The sequence below is a fragment of the Leifsonia sp. NPDC056824 genome (genome assembly GCF_042789575.1).
Classification (GTDB): domain Bacteria; phylum Actinomycetota; class Actinomycetes; order Actinomycetales; family Microbacteriaceae; genus Leifsonia.
Genome location: NZ_JBHUAV010000005.1, coordinates 245,759 through 266,791 on the forward strand (window position 1 = coordinate 245,759; position 21,033 = coordinate 266,791).

Consider the following 21,033-nt stretch of genomic DNA (forward strand, 5'->3'; position numbering starts at 1 on the left):
CGGGGACCCTAGGCGCGCTGCTCTTCGAAGAGACGAGCCGTCTCGTCGTGCCAGCTGTGCGCGATCTGCGAGAGCTTCTCCTGGTGCTTCTTGCCGTGGTGGGCGCAGAAGAGGAGTTCGCCGTTGTTGACCACGACGCGGATGTACGCCTGAGCGCCACAGCTGTCGCAGCGGTCTGCGGCCGTCAATTGCGGCCCCGACTCGAGCTCGTCAACCGCACCGTTCTCCGAGGTGATAGTAGACATGTGATGCTCCTTTCCGTCGCAACCGGTGAACTCGGTACGTCTATAGAACCACGTAAACCCGGAGACGAGGCGCGTATCGGCTGCTATTTCGCTCAACGCGTAGCCTTCGGGCCCGTGGGTGTCGGGGCGGGGATCGCCCGGCGCAGCACGTAACCTGGAGGATGCACGCGCGCGGATTCGCGCGCCGCACCCGGAACGACTGCACGGAACACAAGGAGCGCTCGTGGCGAGCTCGGACTATTCGGCGAGGCACCTCTCGGTGCTGGAGGGCCTGGAGGCCGTCCGCAAGCGCCCAGGCATGTACATCGGCTCCACCGACTCCCGCGGCCTCATGCACTGCCTGTGGGAGATCATCGACAACTCCGTCGACGAGGCGCTCGCCGGGCACGGCTCGGCTATCGAGGTCATCCTGCACCCGGACGACAGCGTGGAGGTGCGCGACACCGCACGCGGCATCCCCGTCGACGTCGAGCCCAAGACCGGGCTGACCGGTGTGGAGGTCGTCTTCACCAAGCTGCACGCCGGCGGCAAGTTCGGCAGCGGGTCCTACGCGGCCTCCGGCGGCCTGCACGGCGTCGGCGCCTCCGTCGTCAACGCCCTCTCCGAGCGGCTCGACGTCGAGGTCGACCGTGACGGCAAGACCTGGGCGATGTCGTTCCACCGCGGCGAGCCGGGCGTGTTCGACGACGGCAAGGCCGCGCCGAGCCCCGACGCGAAATTCTCCCCGTTCGTGAGCGGCAGCGAGCTGCGGGTCGCGGGCAAGGTCGCCAAGGGCGTCACCGGAACACGCATCCGCTACTGGGCCGACCGGCAGGTGTTCACCGCCGGCGCCGACTTCTCGGTGGAGGACCTCGTGGGGCGTGCCCGGCAGACGGCGTTCCTCATCCCTGGCCTGGCGATCACGATCGACGACCAGCGCTCGGTCGAGGGCGAGCGGACCACCTTCAGCTACGAGGGCGGCATCTCCGAGTTCGTGGACTTCCTCTCGCCCGACAGCCCGATCACCGAGACCTGGCGGCTCACCGGCGAGGGCCACTTCACCGAGACCGTGCCGGTGCTCTCCGACGGCGGCGCGATGGTGCCGACCGAGCTGAAGCGCGAGTGCCAGGTCGACATCGCGCTGCGCTGGGGGACCGGTTACGACACGGTGATGCGCTCGTTCGTCAACATCATCGCGACGCCCAAGGGCGGCAGCCACCAGACCGGCTTCGACCAGGGGATGCTCAAGTTCCTGCGCCAGCAGGTGGAGCTGAACGCGCGCCGGCTGAAGGCCGGCACGGACAAGCTGGAGAAGGACGACGTCATGGCCGGGCTCACGGCCGTGCTGACCGTGCGCCTCCCCGAGCCGCAGTTCGAGGGCCAGACCAAGGAGGTCCTCGGCACGCCGGCGGTGCGCGCGATCGTGGCCAACGTCATCCAGAAGGCCCTCGCCGAACGGTTCGCGTCGACCAAGCGCGACGACAAGACGCAGTCGGCGCTCGTGCTCGACAAGGTCGTCGCCGAGATGAAGTCCCGGATCTCGGCCCGCGCCCACAAGGAGACGCAGCGGCGCAAGAACGCGCTGGAGACGTCCTCCCTGCCGGCGAAGCTCGTGGACTGCCGGTCGAGCGACGTGGCGAACAGCGAGCTGTTCATCGTGGAGGGCGACTCGGCGCTCGGCACCGCTCGGCGTGCGCGGGACAGCGAGTACCAGGCGCTGCTGCCGATCCGCGGCAAGATCCTCAACGTGCAGAAGGCGTCGGTCTCCGACATGCTCTCCAACGCGGAGTGCGCGGCGATCATCCAGGTGATCGGGGCAGGGTCCGGACGCTCGTTCGAGCTGGGCTCCGCGCGATACGGCAAGGTCATCATCATGTCGGACGCGGACGTCGACGGCGCCCACATCCGCACGCTGCTGCTCACGCTGTTCTTCCGCTACATGCGGCCGATGATCGAGGAGGGCCGGGTGTTCGCCGCCGTGCCTCCGCTGCACCGGGTGGTCGCGGTCAACCCCGGCTCCAAGCCGAACGAGACGATCTACACGTACTCGGAGGCCGAGCTGCAGGCGGTGCTCGCCGACCTCAAGAAGCGCGGCCGGAAGTACCAGGAGCCCATCCAGCGCTACAAGGGCCTCGGCGAGATGGACGCGGACCAGCTCGCGACCACGACGATGGACCGCTCCCACCGCACGCTGCGCCGGGTGCGCGTCTCCGACGCCGAGGCGGCCAACCGCGTCTTCGAGCTGCTGATGGGCAACGACGTGGCGCCCCGCAAGGAGTTCATCATCGCGGGCGCCGACGACCTGTCCCGGGCCCGCATCGACGCCTGACGGTAACGGAGGACATCCAGCGCGGAGCACCGCCGGAGGTCAGCCAACGGAGGAGTTCGGGGCCGGTTCGGGCCGGATGTCCTCCGTTTGCCGCGCCCTCGCGACGGGTGGGGGTGTCGGTAACGGAGGAGATTCGGGGCGGGTTGGGGCGGGAGTCCTCCGGTAGCGGACGGCGCGCCAGGGGCGGGGTGGATGTCCTCCGTTGGCTGCGTCAACTGATGGCTGAGGGAGGCTACGACCATGTCGAGGGGGTGCCGGAGCCGTCGCGGCGGGCACCGCCCTGGGGGCGCGTGGCGAGCTGCCGGCGCCGCGTAAGTGACTCCGACGGCGAGGCGGCCAACCGCGTGTTCGAGCTGCTGATGGGCAACGACGTGGCGCCCCGCAAGGAGTTCATCATCGCGGGCGCCGACGACCTGTCCCGCGCCCGCATCGACGCCTGACGTCGGCAACGGAGGAGATCCGGCGCGGAGCGCTGCTCAATGTCAGCCAACGGAGGAGTTCGGGGCTGGTTCAAGCCGTGGCTCCTCCGTTAGCCGCGCCCTTGCGGCGGGAGCGGTGTCGGTAACGGAGGAGATCGGGGCCGGTTTCGGGTGGATGTCCTCCGGTGGGTGGCGGCGCGCCGGGGCGGGAGGACGGAGTCCTCCGTTACCGACTAGCGCGTCAGGCGAGGCGGCGGCCGAGGGAGGTGACGACCATGTCGAGGGGGGTGCCGGAGCCGTCGCGGCGGGCGCCGCCCTCGGGGAGGATGCGCGCAGCGCCGTCGGGGCCGACGGCCAGGGCGGGAGCCGCGCCGACCCAGGCGAGCGCCAGCTCGGTCTCGCCCTTGAGGAAGCGCTGCGAGCGCACGCCGCCGGTCGCGCGGCCCTTGGCCGGGAACTCGGCGAAGTCGCTGACCTTGCCGCTGCCGGGGTCCGCGCCGGGGAGGGTCTGGTCGCTGACGGCGATGGTGACGACCACCGCGTCGGAGCGCTCCGCGGCCTCCACCGCGCCGAAGAACACGACGCGGGCGTCGCCGGCCAGGTTGATGCCGGCCATCCCGCCGGCCGCGCGGCCCTGCGGGCGCACCGAACCGGCGGAGAAGCGCAGCAGCTGGGAGTCGCTGGAGACGAAGACCAGCTCGGCGTCGTCCGCCGACTGCACGGCGCCGACGACCGCGTCGCCGGCCTTCAACGCGATGACCTCGAACTCGGGCTTGTTCGCCCAGTCGCCCGGCGTCACCCGCTTGACCACGCCCTGGCGTGTGCCGAGGGCGATCGCCTCCGGGGCGTCCAGCGAGACGAGCGCGAGCACGCGCTCTTTGCGGTCGGCCAGCGCGAGGTAGTCGCCCACCTTCACGCCCGCGCCGAGCTGCACCGAGTTGAGCGGGGCGGCCGGGAGGTCGACCGGCGAGAAGCGGATGAGGCGGCCACGGTCGGTGACGGCGCCGATCTCGCTGCGGCTCGTGGTGTCGAGCCGCGACAGGATCGCGTCGTGCTTGCTGCGGCGGGCCGGCGGCTGGATGCGGTCCAGGCCCTCGCCCTCGCCCGCGCCCGCGTCGACGCGCAGGATGCGGCCGGTGGTCGACAGGTAGACGCGGCAGGGGGTGTCTGCGACCTCCAGCTGAATCGTCATCGCCTTGCTGCGCGAGCCCGCGCCCGCGATGGACGGCTTGGCCTCGGTGAGCAGGGTGCGGCGCGGGGTGCCGAACTTCAGTGCGACCTGCTCCAGCTCGTCGGACACCAGCGCGTCGATGCGCGCGCGGCTGGCGAGGAGCTCCTCCAGCTCGGCGATCTCCGCCCGCAGCTGGTCGCGCTCGGTCTCGAGCTCGATGCGGGAGAACTTCGTCAGCCGGCGCAGCCGCAGCTCGAGGATGTAGTCGGCCTGCAGCGTGCTGAGGTCGAACACCTGCTGCAGCCGCGTGCGCGCCTGGTCGGTGTCGTCGGAGGTGCGGATGACCTGGATGACCTCGTCGATGTCGAGGATCGCGACGAGGAGGCCCTCGACCAGGTGCAGGCGCTCCTTGCGGCGCGCGAGCCGGAACTCGGAGCGGCGGGTGACGACGCTGATCCGGTGGTCGATGTACACCCGCAGCAGCTCGCGCAGCCCGAGGGTCTGCGGGCCGCCGGCGACGAGGGCGACGTTGTTGATCGAGAAGCCCTCCTCCAGCGGCGTGTGCCGGTAGAGCTGCTCCAGCACGGCGTCCGGGCTGAACCCGGTCTTGATGCCGATGACGAGCCGGAGGCCGTGCTGGCGGTCGGAGAGGTCGGTCACATCGGAGATGCCGTTCAGCTTCTTCGCGTTGACGCCGTCCTTGATCTTCTCGATCACGCGCTCCGGGCCGACCCCGTAGGGCAGCTCGGTGACGACGAGGCCGCTCTTGCGCGCGGTGATCGACTCGACGCCCACCTTGGCGCGCATCTTGAAGCTGCCGCGCCCGGTCGCGTACGCGTCGCGCACGCCCGAGAGGCCGGCGATGGTGCCGCCGCTCGGGAGGTCGGGGCCCGGCACGTAGTCCATCAGCTCGTCGAGCGTGGCCTCCGGGTTGGCGAGGAGGTGTCGGGCGGCGCCGACGACCTCCACCAGGTTGTGCGGAGCCATGTTGGTGGCCATGCCGACCGCGATGCCGCTGGCGCCGTTGACCAGGAGGTTCGGGAACGCCGCGGGCAGCACGTCGGGCTGCAGGAGCTGGTTGTCGTAGTTGGGGACGAAGTCGACGACGTCCTCGTCCAAGTCCTCGGTGAGGGCGAGCGCGGCGGCGGCGAGGCGCGCCTCGGTGTAGCGCGCAGCGGCCGGGCCGTCGTCCAGCGAGCCGAAGTTGCCGTGGCCGTCGACCAGCGGCACGCGGAGGGTGAAGTCCTGGGCCATGCGCACGAGAGCGTCGTAGATGGCGCTGTCGCCGTGCGGGTGCAGCTTTCCCATCACCTCGCCGGTGACGCGCGCCGACTTGACGTGACCGCGGTCCGGGCGGAGGCCCATCTCGGTCATCATGTAGAGGATGCGCCGCTGCACGGGCTTCAGGCCGTCGCGCGCGTCGGGGAGCGCTCGCGAGTAGATGACGGAGTACGCGTACTCCAGGAACGAGCCCTGCATCTCGGTCGTGACGTCGACGTCTTCGATGCGTTCGGTTGCCGGGGCCTGATCGTCTGCTGGTGTCATTCGTGCATTCGGTGTGTGGGGCGGCAGGAGGCGCGCCGGTTCGACGGCTCCCGTCCGTCCAGCTGTGACAGACTGGGCCGGATGCCCCCCATGCTACCGGCCGCGTTCACGACCAGAGCGAGCCTCGCCACGGTAATGCCGAGTTCCCTGGGGGCGCTGCACGGGGAGGACAACGACCTCGGGCTTCCTCCGCTGCAGCATGTGGTCGTCGTCGTGGTCGACGGCCTCGGCGCCGCGGCGCTGCGGGCGCGCGAAGGGCACGCCAGGACGCTGGCCTCCCGGCTCGCCAAGACGACGACGATCGACGCCGGCTTCCCGACCACGACGGCCGCCGCGCTGGCGACGCTGACGACCGGGACGACGCCGGGGGAGCACGGCCTGGTCGGCTACCGGGTCCGCGACGACGCGGGCCGGCTGACCAACCAGCTCAACGGCTGGGACGAGCGGATGGATCCGGCCACCTGGCAGCGCGCCGAGACGGTCTTCGAGCGGGCCGCTGCCGACGGCGTCGCCTCCTACGCGCTCGGCGTCCCCGCGTACGCGGACTCCGGCTTCACCCACGCTGTGCTGCGCGGCGCGGAGTTCATCGGCGGCCGCACGATGGCCGACCGCTTCGACGCCGCGCGCACGATCCTCCGGACGCCTGGGCCTGCACTCACCTACCTCTACGTCGCCGAGCTCGACCAGGTCGCGCACGCCCGCGGCTGGGAGTCGCCGCGCTGGACGGCCGAGCTGGAGACCCTCGACGCGCTGGTCGCCGGGCTCGCGGCCTCCCTCGGCCCCGGCCAGGGTGTGCTGGTCACCGCCGACCACGGCATCGTCGACATCCCCGAGAGCGGGCATGTGCTCTACGACACCGCTCCCGAGCTGCTGGAGGGCGTCGCCGAAGTCGCGGGCGAGCCGCGGCTGCTGCACCTCTATACAGAGGAGGGCGCGCCCGCGGACGACGTGGCCGCGCGCTGGCGTGACATGGAGGGCGGCCGTTCGTGGGTCGCGACCCGCGCCGAGGCGATCGAGGCGGGCTGGTTCGGCCCGTCCGTCGAGCCGGAGGTCGCGCCGCGGATCGGCGACGTGCTCGTGGCCGCCAGGAAGCGCATCGCCTACTACGACTCGCGCGACCCGCAGCGCACCGGACGCAGCATGATCGGCCAGCACGGCTCGCTCACGGTCGAGGAGACGCGGGTGCCGCTGCTGCGGTTCGGGGCGGCGGGTTAGACCTCGGGAAGCGGCCGCTCAGGCCAGGTCGTCGTCCGTGCGCGCGCCGAAGACGATCTCGTCCCAGCTCGGCATCGCGGCGCGTCCCTTGCGGCGGCCCGACACGACAGGCGTCTGCTCCTGGGTGGAGGACAGCGGCGCGGGCGGGGGAGGCGTCGGGGTGCCGGAGGCGGGCGCCGCGGGCGGCGGACCGAACTCCTCGATGACGGTGATCGACTCCTCGATGACCCGGAACGGCGTGATCGGGTCGAGGAGCGTCGGCTGCTCGACCTGCTCGTGGCGGCCGGTCCGGTCGCCACGGTCGGCCTGCGGGGCGGGCTCGTCGTAGCCGGCGGCCTCGCGCTCCCCGCGGCGGCGGCGCAGCGCCTCCAGCAGGTCGGCGGTCTGGTGCAGGTCGCGCGGCGTCTCGTCGGCGCGCTTGATCGCCGAGATCGCGATGGAGTTGCTGGCACGGCCGGGAGCGTGCGGCTCCAGCGGCTCGAGCGGCTGGGTGACCTCCGGGCCGAGCAGGTCGACACCGGGGGCGGGGAAGGTGAAGGCCCCGCTGTCGAAGCGGGAGCTGTCGGGCTCGCCCTCGTTCGGGAGGACGGCGCGCAGGCGCGGGATAAGGGCGCCGCCGCGCAGCTCGCCGGCCTGCGAGAGCGTGGTCGCCTCCGAGTTGAGCGGGGCGAGCGCGTGCTTGCGGAGGTCGTAGCTCCAGCGGGCGTCGTGGTCGATCTCGTCCGCGGTGAACTCGAGCTTCACGATCCAGCCGGTCTCGACGTCCTTCCAGCTCGCCCAGCGCTCGCCGGCGACGCCGAGCGAGGCGAGGCGGTCGCGGATGACGGAGCCGAACGTGTCGGGGTCGCCCAGCGGGTCGACCTCGGCGGCGGTGCGGACCGGGACGCTGAGGGCGCTCGCGACGACGTGCTCGCGCTCGGCGACGATCGGGCCCTCGAAGCGCTGGACGTAGTCCAGGGGCGCGCCCGTGACGGCGGCGACGTCGTCTGCGGACATGCCGGAGCGGATGTGCGCCTGGATCTCGCGCGGGGACAGTTTGGGGACTTCGGCGGAGACCTGCTGCCGCACCTGCCGGATCTTCGACTGAAGCGTGTCGTCGACGGCGATGCGGAAGCGTTCACCGTCGTCGCCGACGGCGACGATGGCACCGTTCTCGACCCCGATGACCTTCAAATCCTGCATTGTGATGCCTTCCGAGCTCGCGTTCGTTCCGGCCCAGAATGCCACGGGAATGGGGGACTTCCGGGGAATACCGCGGGCGTGCCGGAAGTTGAACACCGAGCAAACGCTGAGAGGCTCCTGCGTGGTTTTGCTATTCGCAGGCGATTGATGCAAACTATGGCCGCCGATTGCGAGAATCGGCCGTTACGACGAGAAGTGGATGGGCATGGCAACGGATTACGACGCACCGCGGAAGACCGAGGACGACTCCGAGTCGATCGAGGCCCTCAAGGAGCGAGTTCCGGACAAGATGTCTGGTGTCGTCGACGTCGAAGACGCCGACAACCCGGGCGGCTACGAGCTCCCTGGTGCCGACCTGTCGGACCTCGACCTCGACGTCGTGGTGCTGCCTCCCCAGGCCGACGAGTTCACCTGTGTGAGCTGCTTCCTGGTGAAGCACCGCTCGCAGATCGACCACGAGACGAAGCTCGGACCGATCTGCATGGAGTGCGCCGCGTAAGCAGCGCACCGCACCGCCACGACGCCGGGTAGCCCCGACTGGACGACAAACCTAGGCAGGACTACAGAGGACGTCGGGCCTCATCGAGAACCCGGACCAGCTGGTCCGGGTTTCTTGTCGAGATCAGCCAGTAGGGCGCCGGGTCGTCCACGTCGAGCAGCGGCACCTTCACGACCGGCTTGATCCAGCCGCGGATGAGCAGCCAGGCGCGGGCGTCCAGCCGCTGCCCGCGCTCCATCGTCGCCTCATCGCCGGTGAACGCCTTCGGCTCACCGATGAACTCCAGCGGGATCTTCGCGTTCCCCGCCGTGAACTCGGCCGCGGTCACCCGGATGACGGGGGCGGTGGCGAGCAGCGCGATCACGATCGCGGCGTAGAAGACGATCGCCAGCACGACGCCGACGGGGAAGTTGATCGGGGCGAAGACCAGCATCACGGCGGGCACGACGAGGATGGTGGAGATGAAGAGCCAGGGAGTCGCCCAGAGCCGTTCGCGGTAGAGGTCCATAGGACTATTCGATCATCCTTCGTGCACTACCCTCGACACCGTGACCGAAACCGTGGATGTCCCGATCGTCGCCGACCGCCTCCCCGTCTACGCCCACCCCGGTGACGCGGGCGCCGACCTGTGCGCCGCGGAGCCCGTGACGCTGGCTCCGGGGGAGCGGCACACCGTCCCGACCGGCGTCTCGATCGCGCTGCCGGAGGGCTACCTCGGCTTCGTGGTCCCGCGGAGCGGCCTGGCCATGCGGCACGGCATCACCATCGTCAACGCGCCAGGAACCGTGGACGCGGGCTACCGCGGCGAGATCAAGGTGACCGTCCTGAACACGGACAGGTCGATGCCGTACGATATCGGCGTCGGCGACAGGATCGCGCAGTTGATCGTCATGCCGGTCGCGCAGGCCCGGTTCATCCCCGTCGACGCCCTCCCGGACAGCCACCGCGGCACCGCGGGCTTCGGCTCGTCCGGCTACACCGTCACGCAGGCAGGAGAACACGCTTGACCGACAGCATCGACACCCCCGGCGAGGCCGAGCCACAGGACGTGGACAAGTCCGCACCGGAGGATCGGGAGACGGAAGGTCCCCTCGACGACAGCGAGGCGAACCCGGTCCGTCCCTACGTCGACCTCGGCGGCGTGAAGATCCTGCCGCGAGAAGGCCTCCATCTCCGGCTGGAAGTCGAGGAGGAGTCGCAGCGCGTCGTCGCCGTCGGGCTCGACTACGCCAACTCGACGCTGCAGGTGCAGCCGTTCGCCGCTCCCCGCAGCACCGGCCTGTGGAACGAGATCCGCGGCCAGATCGCCGAGCAGGTGCAGCGCCAGGGCGGCCGCGTGAGCGAGCGCGACGGCGTCTTCGGCCCGGAGCTGGTGGCGGAGATCCCCGTCGCCGCGCCGCAGGGCGCGCCCGGTGAGACGCGCGTCGCGCGCTTCGTCGGCGTCGACGGCCCGCGCTGGTTCCTGCGCGGCGTGATCGCCGGCGACGCGGCCGTGAAGCCGGAGGCCGCCGCCCTGGTCGAGGACCTCTTCCGCAGCATCGTCGTCGTGCGCGGCACCACCCCGATGCCGCCGCGCGACCTCATCCCGCTGCGCATGCCGTCGGCCCCGAGCACCGGCGACAGCGGATACAGCTCGCTGTGAGCGGTGGGCACGACGTGACCGACCAGCACCACGACCCGCAGCGCGACCCCGAGCGGGCGGAGCCCGGCGACGAGGAGCGCGACCCGGTCGCCTCCACGCTCGGCGAGAGTCTGGCGAAGGCCGCGCGCAACTCGGGCATGGGCCAGCTCGTCGATGGCGAGACGCCGACCGGCACCGCACTGCTCTCCGCCCTCGGCGGCGTGCGCGGACTGCTGGAGACCATCCTCCCCGGCCTGGTCTTCCTCATCCTCTTCACGTTCACGCAGAACGTCCCGCTGTCGATCGTCGTCTCGGTCGCGGTCGCCGTCGTGTTCACTGTGGTGCGCATCGTCGGCAAGACGCCCGTCACGCAGGCCCTCGCGGGCCTGATCGGCGTCGGGCTCTCCGCGATCTTCGCGCTCATCACCGGACGCGGCGAGGACAACTTCATCCTCGGGATCTGGCTGAACGCCGCCTATGCCGCAGCGCTCCTGGCCTCGATCCTGGTGCGCTGGCCGCTGATCGGCCTCGCGGCCGGCTACCTGATGGGCGACGGGCTGGCGTGGCGTTCGGTGAAGTCGAAGTTCCGGGTGATGCAGGCCCTGACCTTCCTCTGGTTCCTGCTCTTCGCGGCGCGGCTGCTCGTGCAGGTGCCGCTCTACCTGGCCCACACCGACGCGGCCACCAGCGCGCTCGCCCTCACCAAGCTGCTGATGGGCGTTCCGCTCTATGCTCCGCTGCTGCTGATCACCTGGTTCGTGGTGAAGGGGCAGTTCCCCCAGGCCGCGGCCAAGAAGCCGCAAGGCAACAGCGCCGGTTAGGCGCAGGACCGTCCAGAAGGGGGAAGGATGCTCGACGCGCAGACCAGGGAAGGCCTGAGCGCCGCGCAGGTGGCGGAACGCCACGCGGACGGCCGGGTCAACCTCCAGCGGCAGCCGGGGTCGCGGTCGATCTCCGACATCCTGCGCGAGAACATCTTCACGCTGTTCAACGGCATCCTCACCGGCTGCTTCATCGCGGTGCTGCTGCTCGGCGACCTCCGGGACGGCTTCTTCTACGGGGTCGTCGTCGTCAACGCCCTGATCGGCATCGTGCAGGAGCTGCGGGCCAAGCGCGTGCTGGACCGTGCGGCGCTGCTGGCGGCGCCGGAGAGCCGGGTCCGTCGCGGCGGCGCGGTCGTCGCGATCGCCCTGGAGGACGTCGTCCTCGACGACCTTCTGGTGCTGCGCCCCGGCGACCAGATCCCCGCCGACGCGGTCGTCGCCGAGAGCACGGGGCTCTCCCTCGACGAGTCGCTGCTGACGGGGGAGTCCGACCCGGTCTTCAAGGACGAGGGCGCGCAGCTGCTCTCCGGCTCGCACGTCGCCACCGGCACCGGCTACGCGATCGTCACGGCTGTCGGCGCGGACTCGTACGCGAGCAAGCTGACCAGCGAGATCCGCCGGCACTCGCTCGTGCACTCCGAACTGCGCGACGCGACCAACCGCATCCTCGTCTACCTGTCCTGGATCCTCGGCCCGGTCATCCTGGTGACGATCATCGGCCGGGTGCTCGCGTACGGCGGCTTCAACGAACTTTTCACCGACTCGCGCTGGCGGCGCGCGCTGCTGGACGCGGTCGCGGCGGTGGTCGGGATGATCCCCGAGGGCCTCGTGCTGCTGACCAGCCTGGCGTTCGGCGTCGCCGCCATCCAGCTCGCCGCGCGCAAGGTGCTCGTGCAGGAGCTCGCGGCCGTGGAGGTGCTCGCGCGCGTCGACGTGCTCTGCCTCGACAAGACCGGGACGCTCACCAGCGGCGAGCTGGTCTTGGAGGGCACCGAGCCGATCGGAGACGTCGCAGCCGGCCTCGCCGAGGTCGCGCTCGCGGCGTTCGGCGCCGACGACACCGGCAACGCGACCTCCGGCATCCTCTCGACGCGCTTCCAGAGCGACCGCTTCCGCGTCGACAGGCGCATCCCGTTCAGCTCCGCCACGAAGTTCAGCGGCCTGGTGATGCGCGTGGACGGCGAGGAGACATCCTGGGTGCTCGGCGCGCCCGAGCGCGTGCTCGCCGGGCACGAGGAGGCGCTGCGGCGCGCGACCGCCATCGCCTCGACCGGGCGCAGGACGCTGGCGTTGGCGCGGGCGATCGACCCGCTCCCGCACGGCACGCACGTCCCGCTCGGCGACGTGCGGGTGCAGCCGGCGCTGCTGGTCGTGCTGGGCGAGACGCTGCGGCCGGAGGCGCCGGAGACGCTCGGCTACTTCGGCGAGCAGGCCGTCCGCGTGGTCGTGATGTCGGGTGACAATCCGGTGACGGTGGAGGCCATCGCCCGGGCGCTGAACATGGAGGGCGAGGCGGTCGACGCCTCCACCCTGGAGACCGACGACGACCTGGAGGCCGCGCTGGGGCGCTCCAGCATCTTCGGCCGGGTCAGCCCGGAGCAGAAGCGCACGGCGGTCGGCCTGCTGCAGCGCCAGGGCCGCACGGTCGCGATGACCGGCGACGGGGTCAACGATGCGATGGCGATCAAGGACGCCAACCTCGGCATCGCGATGGGGACGGCGACGGCGGCGACCAAGGCGGTCTCCCGGCTGGTGCTGCTCGACAACCGCTTCGACCGGCTGCCGGACGTGCTCGCCTCCGGCCGCCGGGTGATCGCCAACGTCGAGCGGGTCTCCAACATCTTCCTGGCGAAGACCGTCTACGGCATCCTGCTGGCGCTGTTCAGCGCGGTGGTGCTCTGGCCGTTCCCGTTCCTGCCGCGGCAGCTCACGCTGGTCTCGACGCTCGCGATCGGCATCCCCTCCTTCTTCCTGGCGCTGGCGCCGAACAAGCGCATCTACACGCCGGGCGTGCTGTCGCGCATCCTGCGGTACTCCATCCCGACCGGTGTCATCGCCGGGCTGACCGCCGTGGTGGCGTACGCGCCGCTGCACAGCTCCATCCCGCTGCGGGAGGCGCGCAGCGTGACCACGCTCGCCCTGTTCTGCGTGTCGCTGTGGATCCTGTGCGTGCTGACCCGGCCGCTCACGACCTGGCGGTGGTTCCTGCTCGGCGGGGTGGCGGCGGCGTTCGTGCTGGTGTGCGTCATCCCGGGCGTCGCGAACTTCTTCGAGATGCACCTGTCGCTCGACACGGCGCTGCTCTGGGGGATCGCGGTGGGCGCCGTGGGGTCGGCCGGCATCGAGCTGTTCTACCGGTTCGCCAGGCGGCGCGGCCTGGTGTTCGACCGGGAGTGAACGTGTTAGATTTTATCTTGACGTCAAGATACTTTCCTGAGCCGACCGCTTAGGCTTACCTTGCTGGAAACAGGCTTCGACGCACGACCAAGATGGATGAGGCTCGCGGGACATCGCTCGCCGACGAAGGAGAAGGCACAGTGTCAGCTGTAAATAGTTTCGGTGCGAAGAGCACCCTGACGGTGGGGTCGAAGGACTACACGATCTTCAAGATCGACACGGTCGACGGCTACCGGAAGCTCCCGTTCAGCCTCAAGGTGCTGCTGGAGAACCTGCTCCGCACCGAGGACGGCGCGAACATCACCGCCGACCACATCAACGCCCTCGGCGGCTGGGACCCGCAGGCCGAGCCGGACACCGAGATCCAGTTCACCCCGGCCCGCGTCATCATGCAGGACTTCACCGGCGTCCCCTGCATCGTCGACCTCGCCACCATGCGCGAGGCCGTGTCCTCGCTCGGCGGCGACCCGGACAAGATCAACCCGCTCGCGCCCGCCGAGATGGTCATCGACCACTCGGTCATCGCCGACCTCTTCGGCACCGAGAACGCGCTCGAGCGCAACACCGACATCGAGTACGAGCGCAACGGCGAGCGCTACCAGTTCCTCCGTTGGGGCCAGACCGCGTTCGACGACTTCAAGGTCGTCCCGCCGGGCACCGGCATCGTCCACCAGGTCAACATCGAGTACCTGGCCCGCGTCACCATGACCCGCGAGGTGGGTGGCGAGCTCCAGGCCTACCCGGACACCTGCGTCGGCACCGACTCGCACACCACCATGGTCAACGGCCTCGGCGTGCTCGGCTGGGGCGTCGGCGGCATCGAGGCGGAGGCGGCCATGCTCGGCCAGCCGGTCTCCATGCTCATCCCCAAGGTCGTTGGCTTCAAGCTCACCGGCGCCATCCCGACCGGCGTGACCGCGACCGACGTCGTGCTCACCATCACCCAGATGCTGCGCAAGCACGGCGTGGTCGGCAAGTTCGTCGAGTTCTACGGCGCCGGTGTGGCGGAGGTCCCGCTCGCCAACCGCGCCACCATCGGCAACATGAGCCCGGAGTTCGGCTCCACGGCCGCCATGTTCCCGATCGACGACGTGACCCTCGACTACCTGCGCCTCACCGGCCGCAGCGACGAACAGGTCGCCCTGGTCGAGGAGTACTCGAAGGCGCAGAGCCTGTGGCACGACCCGGCGAACGAGCCGGTGTTCTCCGAGTACCTCGAGCTCGACCTCTCCACGGTCGTGCCGTCCATCGCCGGCCCGAAGCGCCCGCAGGACCGCATCGAGCTCACCGCGGCCAAGACCCAGTTCGAGAAGGACCTGGTCGACTACGCGGACATCTCACACGATCTGGTCGACCTGACCATCTCGGAGTCCTTCCCGGCCTCCGACCCGGGCGAGCTGCAGCCGGAGGACGGCCACAGCCACCACGTCCACACGCACCACAGCCACGCGCCGAAGACGGCCTCCAGCCCGACCCCGGTCAAGCTGGCGGACGGCACGGACTTCGTGATCGACCACGGCGCGGTCGCCATCGCGGCGATCACCTCGTGCACGAACACGTCGAACCCGTCGGTCATGCTCGCCGCCGGCCTCCTGGCCCGCAACGCCGCAGCGAAGGGCCTCAAGGCCAAGCCGTGGGTGAAGACCACCCTGGCGCCGGGCTCCAAGGTCGTCACCGACTACTACGAGAAGGCCGGCCTCACCAAGGACCTGGAGGCCCTCGGCTTCTACACGGTCGGCTACGGCTGCACCACCTGCATCGGCAACTCGGGCCCGCTGCTCGACGAGATCTCCGCTGCGGTCAACGACAGCGACCTCGCCGTCACTGCCGTCCTCTCCGGCAACCGCAACTTCGAGGGCCGCATCAACCCCGACGTGAAGATGAACTACCTGGCGAGCCCGCCGCTGGTCATCGCGTACGCGCTCGCCGGGTCGATGAACTTCGACTTCGAGGTCGACCCGCTCGGCGTCGACTCCGAGGGCAACGACATCTTCCTGAAGGACATCTGGCCGGACGCCGCCGAGGTGCAGCAGACGATCGACTCCTCCATCAACGAGGGCATGTTCGTCACCCAGTACGCGTCGGTCTTCGAGGGCGACGAGCGTTGGAAGTCGCTGGCCACCCCGACCGGCTCGATCTTCGAGTGGGACGAGAAGTCGACCTACGTGCGCAAGCCCCCGTACTTCGACGGGATGACGCTGGAGACCACTCCGGTCACCGACATCGCCGGCGCCCGCGTGCTGGCCAAGCTCGGCGACTCGGTCACCACCGACCACATTTCGCCCGCCGGCTCCATCAAGGCGGACAGCCCGGCCGGTCAGTACCTCAACGAGCACGGCATCGACCGCAAGGACTTCAACTCCTACGGCTCGCGCCGCGGCAACCATGAGGTGATGATCCGCGGCACGTTCGCGAACATCCGCCTGCGCAACCAGCTGTTGGACGGTGTGGAGGGCGGCTACACGCGTGACTTCACGCAGGCCGACGGCCCGCAGTCGTTCATCTACGACGCGTCGCAGAACTACCAGGCGCAGGGCACCCCGCTCGTCGTGCTCGGCGGCAAGGAGTACGGTTCCGGCTCGTCGCGCGACTGGGCGGCGAAGGGCACCAGCCTCCTCGGCGTCCGCGCGGTCATCACCGAGAGCTTCGAGCGCATCCACCGCTCGAACCTGATCGGCATGGGCGTCGTCCCGCTGCAGTTCCCGGCCGGCGAGAACGCCGACTCCCTCGGGCTGGACGGCACCGAGTCGTTCTCGATCACCGGGCTGGAGGAGCTCAACGAGGGCCGCACGCCGAAGACCGTGCACGTCGTCGCCGAGCCGACCGAGCAGTCGCCCGCCGGCAAGCAGGCCGTCGAGTTCGACGCGGTGGTCCGGATCGACACGCCCGGTGAGGCCGACTACTACCGCAACGGCGGCATCCTGCAGTACGTCCTGCGCGGACTTGCCGGTAGCTGAGGCTCTCGCTAGCGTCTTCGCGGACCTGATCGCGGGTAGTGCAGCGTCACAAACGTCCCGTCAGGCTTCGGCCTGGCGGGACGCCTCCCATTCTTATCGGGTCGGCAGCGGACTGTAAGTGGTGGTAGGCCCTCTCTCCGAGGTGTGATCCATTGCTGAGGTCTCCCTGATGTCGTACCCGCGTGTTACTCTTCAAGCACTACATCCCCCACGCCTCTCGACGATGCGCACTTGGGGGATTTTCTCTACCCAGCTCCAAGGACGACTTTCGGATGTCTGCACCGCCTCGCGTGCCCCGTCTGCGCGGGACGCAACACTACGACAAGCCTGCGATGATGTTGGACGATCTCGTCGACCGGCTTGCTGAGCGGGGCATGGTGATCCCCGATCGCGACCGGGCGCTTCGCTATCTCCGGCACATCGGCTACTACCGGCTCTCGCCCTACGCGATCCCGTTCCAGCAAAGCCGGCCAGACCACTTGCTCCGCAAAGGGACATCGTTCGACGACGTCCTCGACCTGTACGTTTTCGACCGTGCCCTCCGGCTGCTGGTGATGGACGCGCTTGAGCGCGTCGAGGTCGCCGTCAGGGCTGCTCTGACCGACCACATGTCGACGGTGTACGAGGACCCATTTTGGTACACGGATTCGGATCACTTCCACCACGCGAACAAGCATGCTGGCCTACTGAAGATCATTCGAGATGCCTCGGATGCCCGTCTACGTGCCGTGGCCGAGCCTGTCGACGCCGCGGAGGGTCACCCCGTCGACGACACAGGTACGTTGGATGCTGAGCAAAACAGCGCGGCGGTGAGTCACCGGTCCGCGCTGGAGCATTACCTCACCACCTACGGGACGCCGGAACTGCCGCCGTCGTGGTTGATGGTCGAAACCCTCACGATTGGGCAGTTGGCCAACCTGTACCGGAATCTGAAGCGACGCTCGGACCGGACCGCAGTGGCTGCCAGCATGGGGCTCACGAGCCCTGTTCTCGAGTCCTGGCTGCAGACCTACGTCCGGGTTCGCAACGTCTGCGCGCACCACGGCCGACTCTGGAACGTCGGCCTCGGCGTATACCCCGTGGTACCCACGTCCCGGTCGATCGCGTGGCTACGCGGACCGGATGCATTGCCGGAGCGCTCTCTCAAACGGCTCTACCCAGTCCTCGTATCCCTGCAGACGATCCTCAGCACCGTTTCGCCGCGCAGCAACTGGTCCGCGCGACTTCATGACCTGATCGGCACTCGCCCAGCGATGAACCTCGCAGGTATGGGCGTCCCCGCTGGATGGGCACAGGACGAGTTCTGGCCCGGACTCAGTGGGTGAGCCCCTAATCAGTTGAACTCTGAGCAGCCACGAAGGCGGGCAGAGTTGTCGAACCGAACGGAGGCCGAGATGGCGCGCCCACACCAGCGTAAGGCCGCGCTGTCCGCACTACTAAGGCCTGTCCCGAGCCGCCGGGAGGGCTCAGTTGGTATCTGACAATGGCGAAGTTGCCTACGATCCAGAGGAACGCGTAGAGGTCATCGATCCGGGAGTGCCTAAGACGGTCGGCGGATTCTGTAGCAGTCCGCTGATCGGACTCAATGTTGGGTCTCCGACGGGGTTTCAAATGCCAACAGGGTTCACAAAGTCTCTGTTCCCGGCGCGGGGATTCTCGGCGGCTGACCTGGTGGCAACGATCAACGCCGACCTTCAGAAGCGGCTGAATTCACTGGTCAGTCCGGTGGTGGAGAGCATGCTCAGCCAGCTTCAGACGTCGATCGGGTCATTCATCGACCCGAAGGTGATTCAGGGTCTCAAGCAGTCGTTCCTGCCGTCGAACCTTCGCGACATCGGCGACGCGATCAGCTTCAGAGAAGTGCACGATTTCATCGAGCAGGAGGGCATCCCGCTCTATCTCGTCCCTCGCGGACGGACGGCGGCCCGGTTGCTTCGCGCCAAGGACAGGTCGGCGCGACGTCGGGTACTGGGGGATTGCTTTGACACGTTGATGGACGACTGTGAGGCGGTGCTCACAAACGTCGCGCACCCGGCGCTGCGGGAGGAAGTCACCTTCGCGCTCGATGGACTCGGTGCGATGCGGAGGGGACACACGCGTTCGGCGCAGGCGATGTTTACGGTGACGCTGGACACCCTGATCTCTCGGTTCTATCCCGACCGGAACAAGCGGAAAGCGGTTACGAATCGGGAGAAGGACGCCGATGTGCCCGAGTCATTCAACGCGATGGGTGTCCACGAGGCGATGGTGTGGTTGCCGATTTGGAACGCGCACGAGCAGTTCTGGAAGGACAAAGGTGATGAGATTCCGCGGCACTACTCGAGGCACGCGAGCGTACATGGTGTCTCCTCTCGCCAGTTCAGCAAGCGGAACTGCGTACAGGTGTTGATGCTTGTGACCAGCCTGATCGGCTATGCCAAACAGGTCATTTGGCTGACATCGCCTGGCAGACCGGATGTCGTACGCATCGCAGCCTGGCCTGGCGGGGCGGAATTCGTGTGACTAAGTCGTTCAGACCTAAGCAACGGCGGCATCCTGCAGTACGTCCTGCGGAGCCTGGTGTAACCAGACCGTTGTCAAGGGGAGGCTCGGGATCGTCGGTTCCGAGCCTCCTCCGATTCACACGGTTCTACACTGAAATCCATGAGCATCCTCGAAACCATCCACGGGCCGCGTGATCTCGACCGGCTCACGGAACGGGAGCTCGACCAGCTCGCTGCCGAAGTGCGGGCGTTCCTGGTCGCCAACGTCGCCAAGACCGGCGGCCACCTGGGGCCGAACCTCGGCGTGGTCGAGACGACGATCGCCATCCACCGCGTGTTCGACTCGCCGCGGGACGCGATCGTCTTCGACACCGGGCACCAGTCGTACGTCCACAAGCTGCTCACCGGGCGCCAGGACTTCTCCCGGCTGCGCCAGCGCGGCGGCCTCGCCGGCTACCCGCAGCGCTCCGAGTCCGAGCACGACATCGTCGAGAGCTCGCACGCGTCGTCGTCGCTGAGCTGGGCCGACGGCATCTCGCGCGCCTTCGAGATGACCGGCCAGAACGACCGGCACGTCATCGCGGTCGTCGGCGACGGCGCGCTCACCGGCGGGATGACGTGGGAGGCGCTCAACAACATCTCCGACGACAACAACCGCCGGCTGATCATCATCGTCAACGACAACGGCCGCTCCTACGCCCCGACGATCGGCGGCATGGCCCGCTTCCTCAACACGGTGCGCACGCGCCGCGGCTACCGCAACCTGTACCTGAGCAGCCGGAAGGCCTTCGACAAGCTGGGCTCTCCCGGCCAGTCGCTGTACCGCGGTGTCCGTGGCGGCCTGCACGGCTTCCTCAGCCGGTTCTCCAACAACGAGTCGCTGTACTCGAACCTCGACATCAAGTACATCGGGCCGGTGCACGGCCACGACATCGAGGCGATGGAGGAGGCGCTGCGCCAGGCGAAGAACTACGGCGCCCCGGTCATCGTCCACGCGATCACGCAGAAGGGCCGCGGCTACGAGCCGGCGCTGCGCGACGCCGCCGACCAGTTCCACGCGGTCGGCCAGATCGACCCGGAGACCGGCGAGGCCCTCGAGAGCTCGACCGGCGAGCACTGGACCGACGTGTTCTCCGACGAGATCGTGAAGCTCGCGGAGAAGAACCCGAAGCTCGTCGGCATCACCGCCGCCATGCTCCGGCCGACCGGCCTCCACAAGTTCGCCGAGCGGTTCCCCGACCGCGTGCACGACGTCGGCATCGCCGAGCAGCACGCGGCGACGAGCGCCGCGGGGCTCGCGTACGGCGGCCTCCACCCGGTCGTCGCGATCTACGCGACCTTCATCAACCGGGCGTTCGACCAGGTGCTGATGGACGTCGCGCTGCACAAGGCCGGCGTCACCTTCGTGCTCGACCGTGCCGGGGTCACCGGCCCGGACGGGCCGAGCCACCACGGCATCTGGGACCTGGCGATCCTGCAGGCGGTCCCGAACATCCGGCTGGCGGCGCCGCGCGACGGCTCCCGGCTGCGCGAGGAGCTGGCGGAGGCCGTGGCCGTCGACGACGCGCCCACCGTGCTGCGCTTCCCGAAGGGCGACGTGCAGGCGGACATCCCGGCCGTGCGGCGCCTGGAGGACGGCGTGGACGTGCTGCGCGAGTCGGACAGCAAGGACGTGCTGCTGGTGACGGTCGGGCCGATGGCCGACCTCGGCCTCAAGGTCGCCGACCGGCTGGCGGCGCAGGGGATCGGCGCGACCGTCGTGGACCCGCGCTGGGTCGTGCCGGTGCCGCGCAGCATCCTGAGCCTGGCCGCCGACCACCGCATCGTCGTGACGATCGAGGACGGCATCCGGGTCGGCGGGATCGGCACGCGCGTGCGCCAGGACCTCCGCGAGGCCGGCATCGACACCGCGGTGGACGAGCTCGGGCTGCCGGACGCGTTCATCGACCACGCATCGCGCAGCCAGATCCTGGACGACGCGGGGCTCACCCCGCAGAAGATCGCGCGCGACCTGGTCGCGCAGGTGCTGGGCAGCCGCATCCCGATCGCCCGCCCGCTGCCCGCGGAGGAGCCCGCGGAGGCCGACGCCCCCGCGAAAAAACGCCGCGCCTAACCCACTCTCCTCCGCCGAGGGGCACGTAAACGCCCCTAAAACGCGGTTTTAGGG

At 69.3% G+C, this 21,033-nt stretch carries 16 protein-coding genes; 12 read left to right on the forward strand and 4 right to left on the reverse strand.

Features of this window, described 5'->3' with window-relative positions:
- Positions 1 to 8: 8 nt before the first annotated feature.
- Positions 9 to 245: a hypothetical protein gene (locus ACFRFH_RS18155; protein ID WP_055915732.1), complete on the reverse strand. Its 237-nt coding sequence runs from the start codon at positions 243 to 245 to the stop codon at positions 9 to 11.
- 223 nt (positions 246 to 468) lie between these two features.
- Here ACFRFH_RS18155 and ACFRFH_RS18160 point away from each other — a divergent pair, with 223 nt between their 5' ends.
- Positions 469 to 2,553: a type IIA DNA topoisomerase subunit B gene (locus ACFRFH_RS18160; protein ID WP_382464387.1), complete on the forward strand. Its 2,085-nt coding sequence runs from the start codon at positions 469 to 471 to the stop codon at positions 2,551 to 2,553.
- Positions 2,554 to 2,771: 218 nt separating this feature from the next.
- Complete coding sequence (locus tag ACFRFH_RS18165) at positions 2,772 to 2,993, forward strand: hypothetical protein (RefSeq protein WP_382464410.1); 222 nt, start codon at positions 2,772 to 2,774, stop codon at positions 2,991 to 2,993.
- Positions 2,994 to 3,213: 220 nt separating this feature from the next.
- On the opposite strand, the gene ACFRFH_RS18170 is transcribed toward ACFRFH_RS18165, so the two are convergent.
- Positions 3,214 to 5,688 carry a DNA topoisomerase (ATP-hydrolyzing) subunit A gene (locus ACFRFH_RS18170; protein ID WP_382464388.1) on the reverse strand — a complete coding sequence of 825 codons (2,475 nt, stop codon included), beginning with the start codon at positions 5,686 to 5,688 and terminating at the stop codon, positions 3,214 to 3,216.
- 135 nt (positions 5,689 to 5,823) lie between these two features.
- Here ACFRFH_RS18170 and ACFRFH_RS18175 point away from each other — a divergent pair, with 135 nt between their 5' ends.
- Positions 5,824 to 6,903, forward strand: coding sequence for an alkaline phosphatase family protein (locus ACFRFH_RS18175; RefSeq protein WP_382464389.1), 1,080 nt, complete (start codon positions 5,824 to 5,826; stop codon positions 6,901 to 6,903).
- Positions 6,904 to 6,921: 18 nt separating this feature from the next.
- Here ACFRFH_RS18175 and sepH read toward each other — a convergent pair whose 3' ends face one another.
- Positions 6,922 to 8,085, reverse strand: a complete 1,164-nt coding sequence (gene sepH, locus ACFRFH_RS18180; protein ID WP_382464390.1) for a septation protein SepH — start codon at positions 8,083 to 8,085, stop codon at positions 6,922 to 6,924.
- A 205-nt stretch (positions 8,086 to 8,290) separates the two neighbouring features.
- On the opposite strand from sepH, the gene ACFRFH_RS18185 reads away from it, so the two are divergent.
- The gene (locus tag ACFRFH_RS18185) at positions 8,291 to 8,584 is read left to right on the forward strand and encodes a DUF4193 domain-containing protein (RefSeq protein WP_179605681.1); all 294 of its coding nucleotides are present in this window, start codon (positions 8,291 to 8,293) and stop codon (positions 8,582 to 8,584) included.
- Positions 8,585 to 8,645: 61 nt separating this feature from the next.
- Here ACFRFH_RS18185 and ACFRFH_RS18190 read toward each other — a convergent pair whose 3' ends face one another.
- Positions 8,646 to 9,092, reverse strand: a complete 447-nt coding sequence (locus ACFRFH_RS18190; RefSeq protein WP_382464391.1) for a DUF3093 domain-containing protein — start codon at positions 9,090 to 9,092, stop codon at positions 8,646 to 8,648.
- 40 nt (positions 9,093 to 9,132) lie between these two features.
- Here ACFRFH_RS18190 and dut point away from each other — a divergent pair, with 40 nt between their 5' ends.
- The 8 genes from dut (at position 9,133) to dxs (ending at position 20,979) form a co-directional block, all read left to right on the forward strand.
- Positions 9,133 to 9,591 carry a dUTP diphosphatase gene (gene dut / locus ACFRFH_RS18195; protein ID WP_382464392.1) on the forward strand — a complete coding sequence of 153 codons (459 nt, stop codon included), beginning with the start codon at positions 9,133 to 9,135 and terminating at the stop codon, positions 9,589 to 9,591.
- Complete coding sequence (locus tag ACFRFH_RS18200) at positions 9,588 to 10,226, forward strand: DUF3710 domain-containing protein (RefSeq protein ID WP_382464393.1); 639 nt, start codon at positions 9,588 to 9,590, stop codon at positions 10,224 to 10,226. Before dut ends, ACFRFH_RS18200 begins: the two co-directional genes overlap by 4 nt.
- Positions 10,223 to 11,026: a DUF3159 domain-containing protein gene (locus ACFRFH_RS18205; RefSeq protein WP_382464394.1), complete on the forward strand. Its 804-nt coding sequence runs from the start codon at positions 10,223 to 10,225 to the stop codon at positions 11,024 to 11,026. The genes ACFRFH_RS18200 and ACFRFH_RS18205 overlap by 4 nt, the downstream gene beginning before the upstream one ends.
- A gap of 27 nt (positions 11,027 to 11,053) precedes the next feature.
- Positions 11,054 to 13,426 carry an HAD-IC family P-type ATPase gene (locus ACFRFH_RS18210; protein WP_382464395.1) on the forward strand — a complete coding sequence of 791 codons (2,373 nt, stop codon included), beginning with the start codon at positions 11,054 to 11,056 and terminating at the stop codon, positions 13,424 to 13,426.
- A gap of 140 nt (positions 13,427 to 13,566) precedes the next feature.
- Positions 13,567 to 16,383: an aconitate hydratase AcnA gene (gene acnA / locus ACFRFH_RS18215; RefSeq protein ID WP_382464396.1), complete on the forward strand. Its 2,817-nt coding sequence runs from the start codon at positions 13,567 to 13,569 to the stop codon at positions 16,381 to 16,383.
- A 335-nt stretch (positions 16,384 to 16,718) separates the two neighbouring features.
- A complete protein-coding gene (locus ACFRFH_RS18220; protein WP_382464397.1) occupies positions 16,719 to 17,708 on the forward strand; it encodes an Abi family protein in 990 nt (329 codons plus the stop codon).
- A gap of 346 nt (positions 17,709 to 18,054) precedes the next feature.
- On the forward strand, positions 18,055 to 18,885 hold the full coding sequence (locus ACFRFH_RS18225) for a hypothetical protein (RefSeq protein ID WP_382464398.1): 831 nt from the start codon (positions 18,055 to 18,057) through the stop codon (positions 18,883 to 18,885).
- A gap of 141 nt (positions 18,886 to 19,026) precedes the next feature.
- Positions 19,027 to 20,979, forward strand: coding sequence for a 1-deoxy-D-xylulose-5-phosphate synthase (gene dxs / locus ACFRFH_RS18230; RefSeq protein WP_382464399.1), 1,953 nt, complete (start codon positions 19,027 to 19,029; stop codon positions 20,977 to 20,979).
- The last annotated feature ends 54 nt before the right edge of the window (positions 20,980 to 21,033 follow it).

What these genes read in the sequence shown, in the direction of transcription:
- ACFRFH_RS18175 (WP_382464389.1), top strand. Translation starts at nt 5,824, where the DNA reads ATGCCGAGTTCCCTGGGGGCGCTGCACGGGGAGGACAACGACCTCGGG.
- ACFRFH_RS18170 (WP_382464388.1), bottom strand. Translation starts at nt 5,688, where the DNA reads ATGACACCAGCAGACGATCAGGCCCCGGCAACCGAACGCATCGAAGAC.
- ACFRFH_RS18220 (WP_382464397.1), top strand. Translation starts at nt 16,719, where the DNA reads ATGTTGGACGATCTCGTCGACCGGCTTGCTGAGCGGGGCATGGTGATC.
- ACFRFH_RS18155 (WP_055915732.1), bottom strand. Translation starts at nt 245, where the DNA reads ATGTCTACTATCACCTCGGAGAACGGTGCGGTTGACGAGCTCGAGTCG.
- ACFRFH_RS18190 (WP_382464391.1), bottom strand. Translation starts at nt 9,092, where the DNA reads ATGGACCTCTACCGCGAACGGCTCTGGGCGACTCCCTGGCTCTTCATC.
- ACFRFH_RS18165 (WP_382464410.1), top strand. Translation starts at nt 2,772, where the DNA reads ATGGCTGAGGGAGGCTACGACCATGTCGAGGGGGTGCCGGAGCCGTCG.
- ACFRFH_RS18210 (WP_382464395.1), top strand. Translation starts at nt 11,054, where the DNA reads ATGCTCGACGCGCAGACCAGGGAAGGCCTGAGCGCCGCGCAGGTGGCG.
- ACFRFH_RS18185 (WP_179605681.1), top strand. Translation starts at nt 8,291, where the DNA reads ATGGCAACGGATTACGACGCACCGCGGAAGACCGAGGACGACTCCGAG.
- sepH (WP_382464390.1), bottom strand. Translation starts at nt 8,085, where the DNA reads ATGCAGGATTTGAAGGTCATCGGGGTCGAGAACGGTGCCATCGTCGCC.
- dxs (WP_382464399.1), top strand. Translation starts at nt 19,027, where the DNA reads ATGAGCATCCTCGAAACCATCCACGGGCCGCGTGATCTCGACCGGCTC.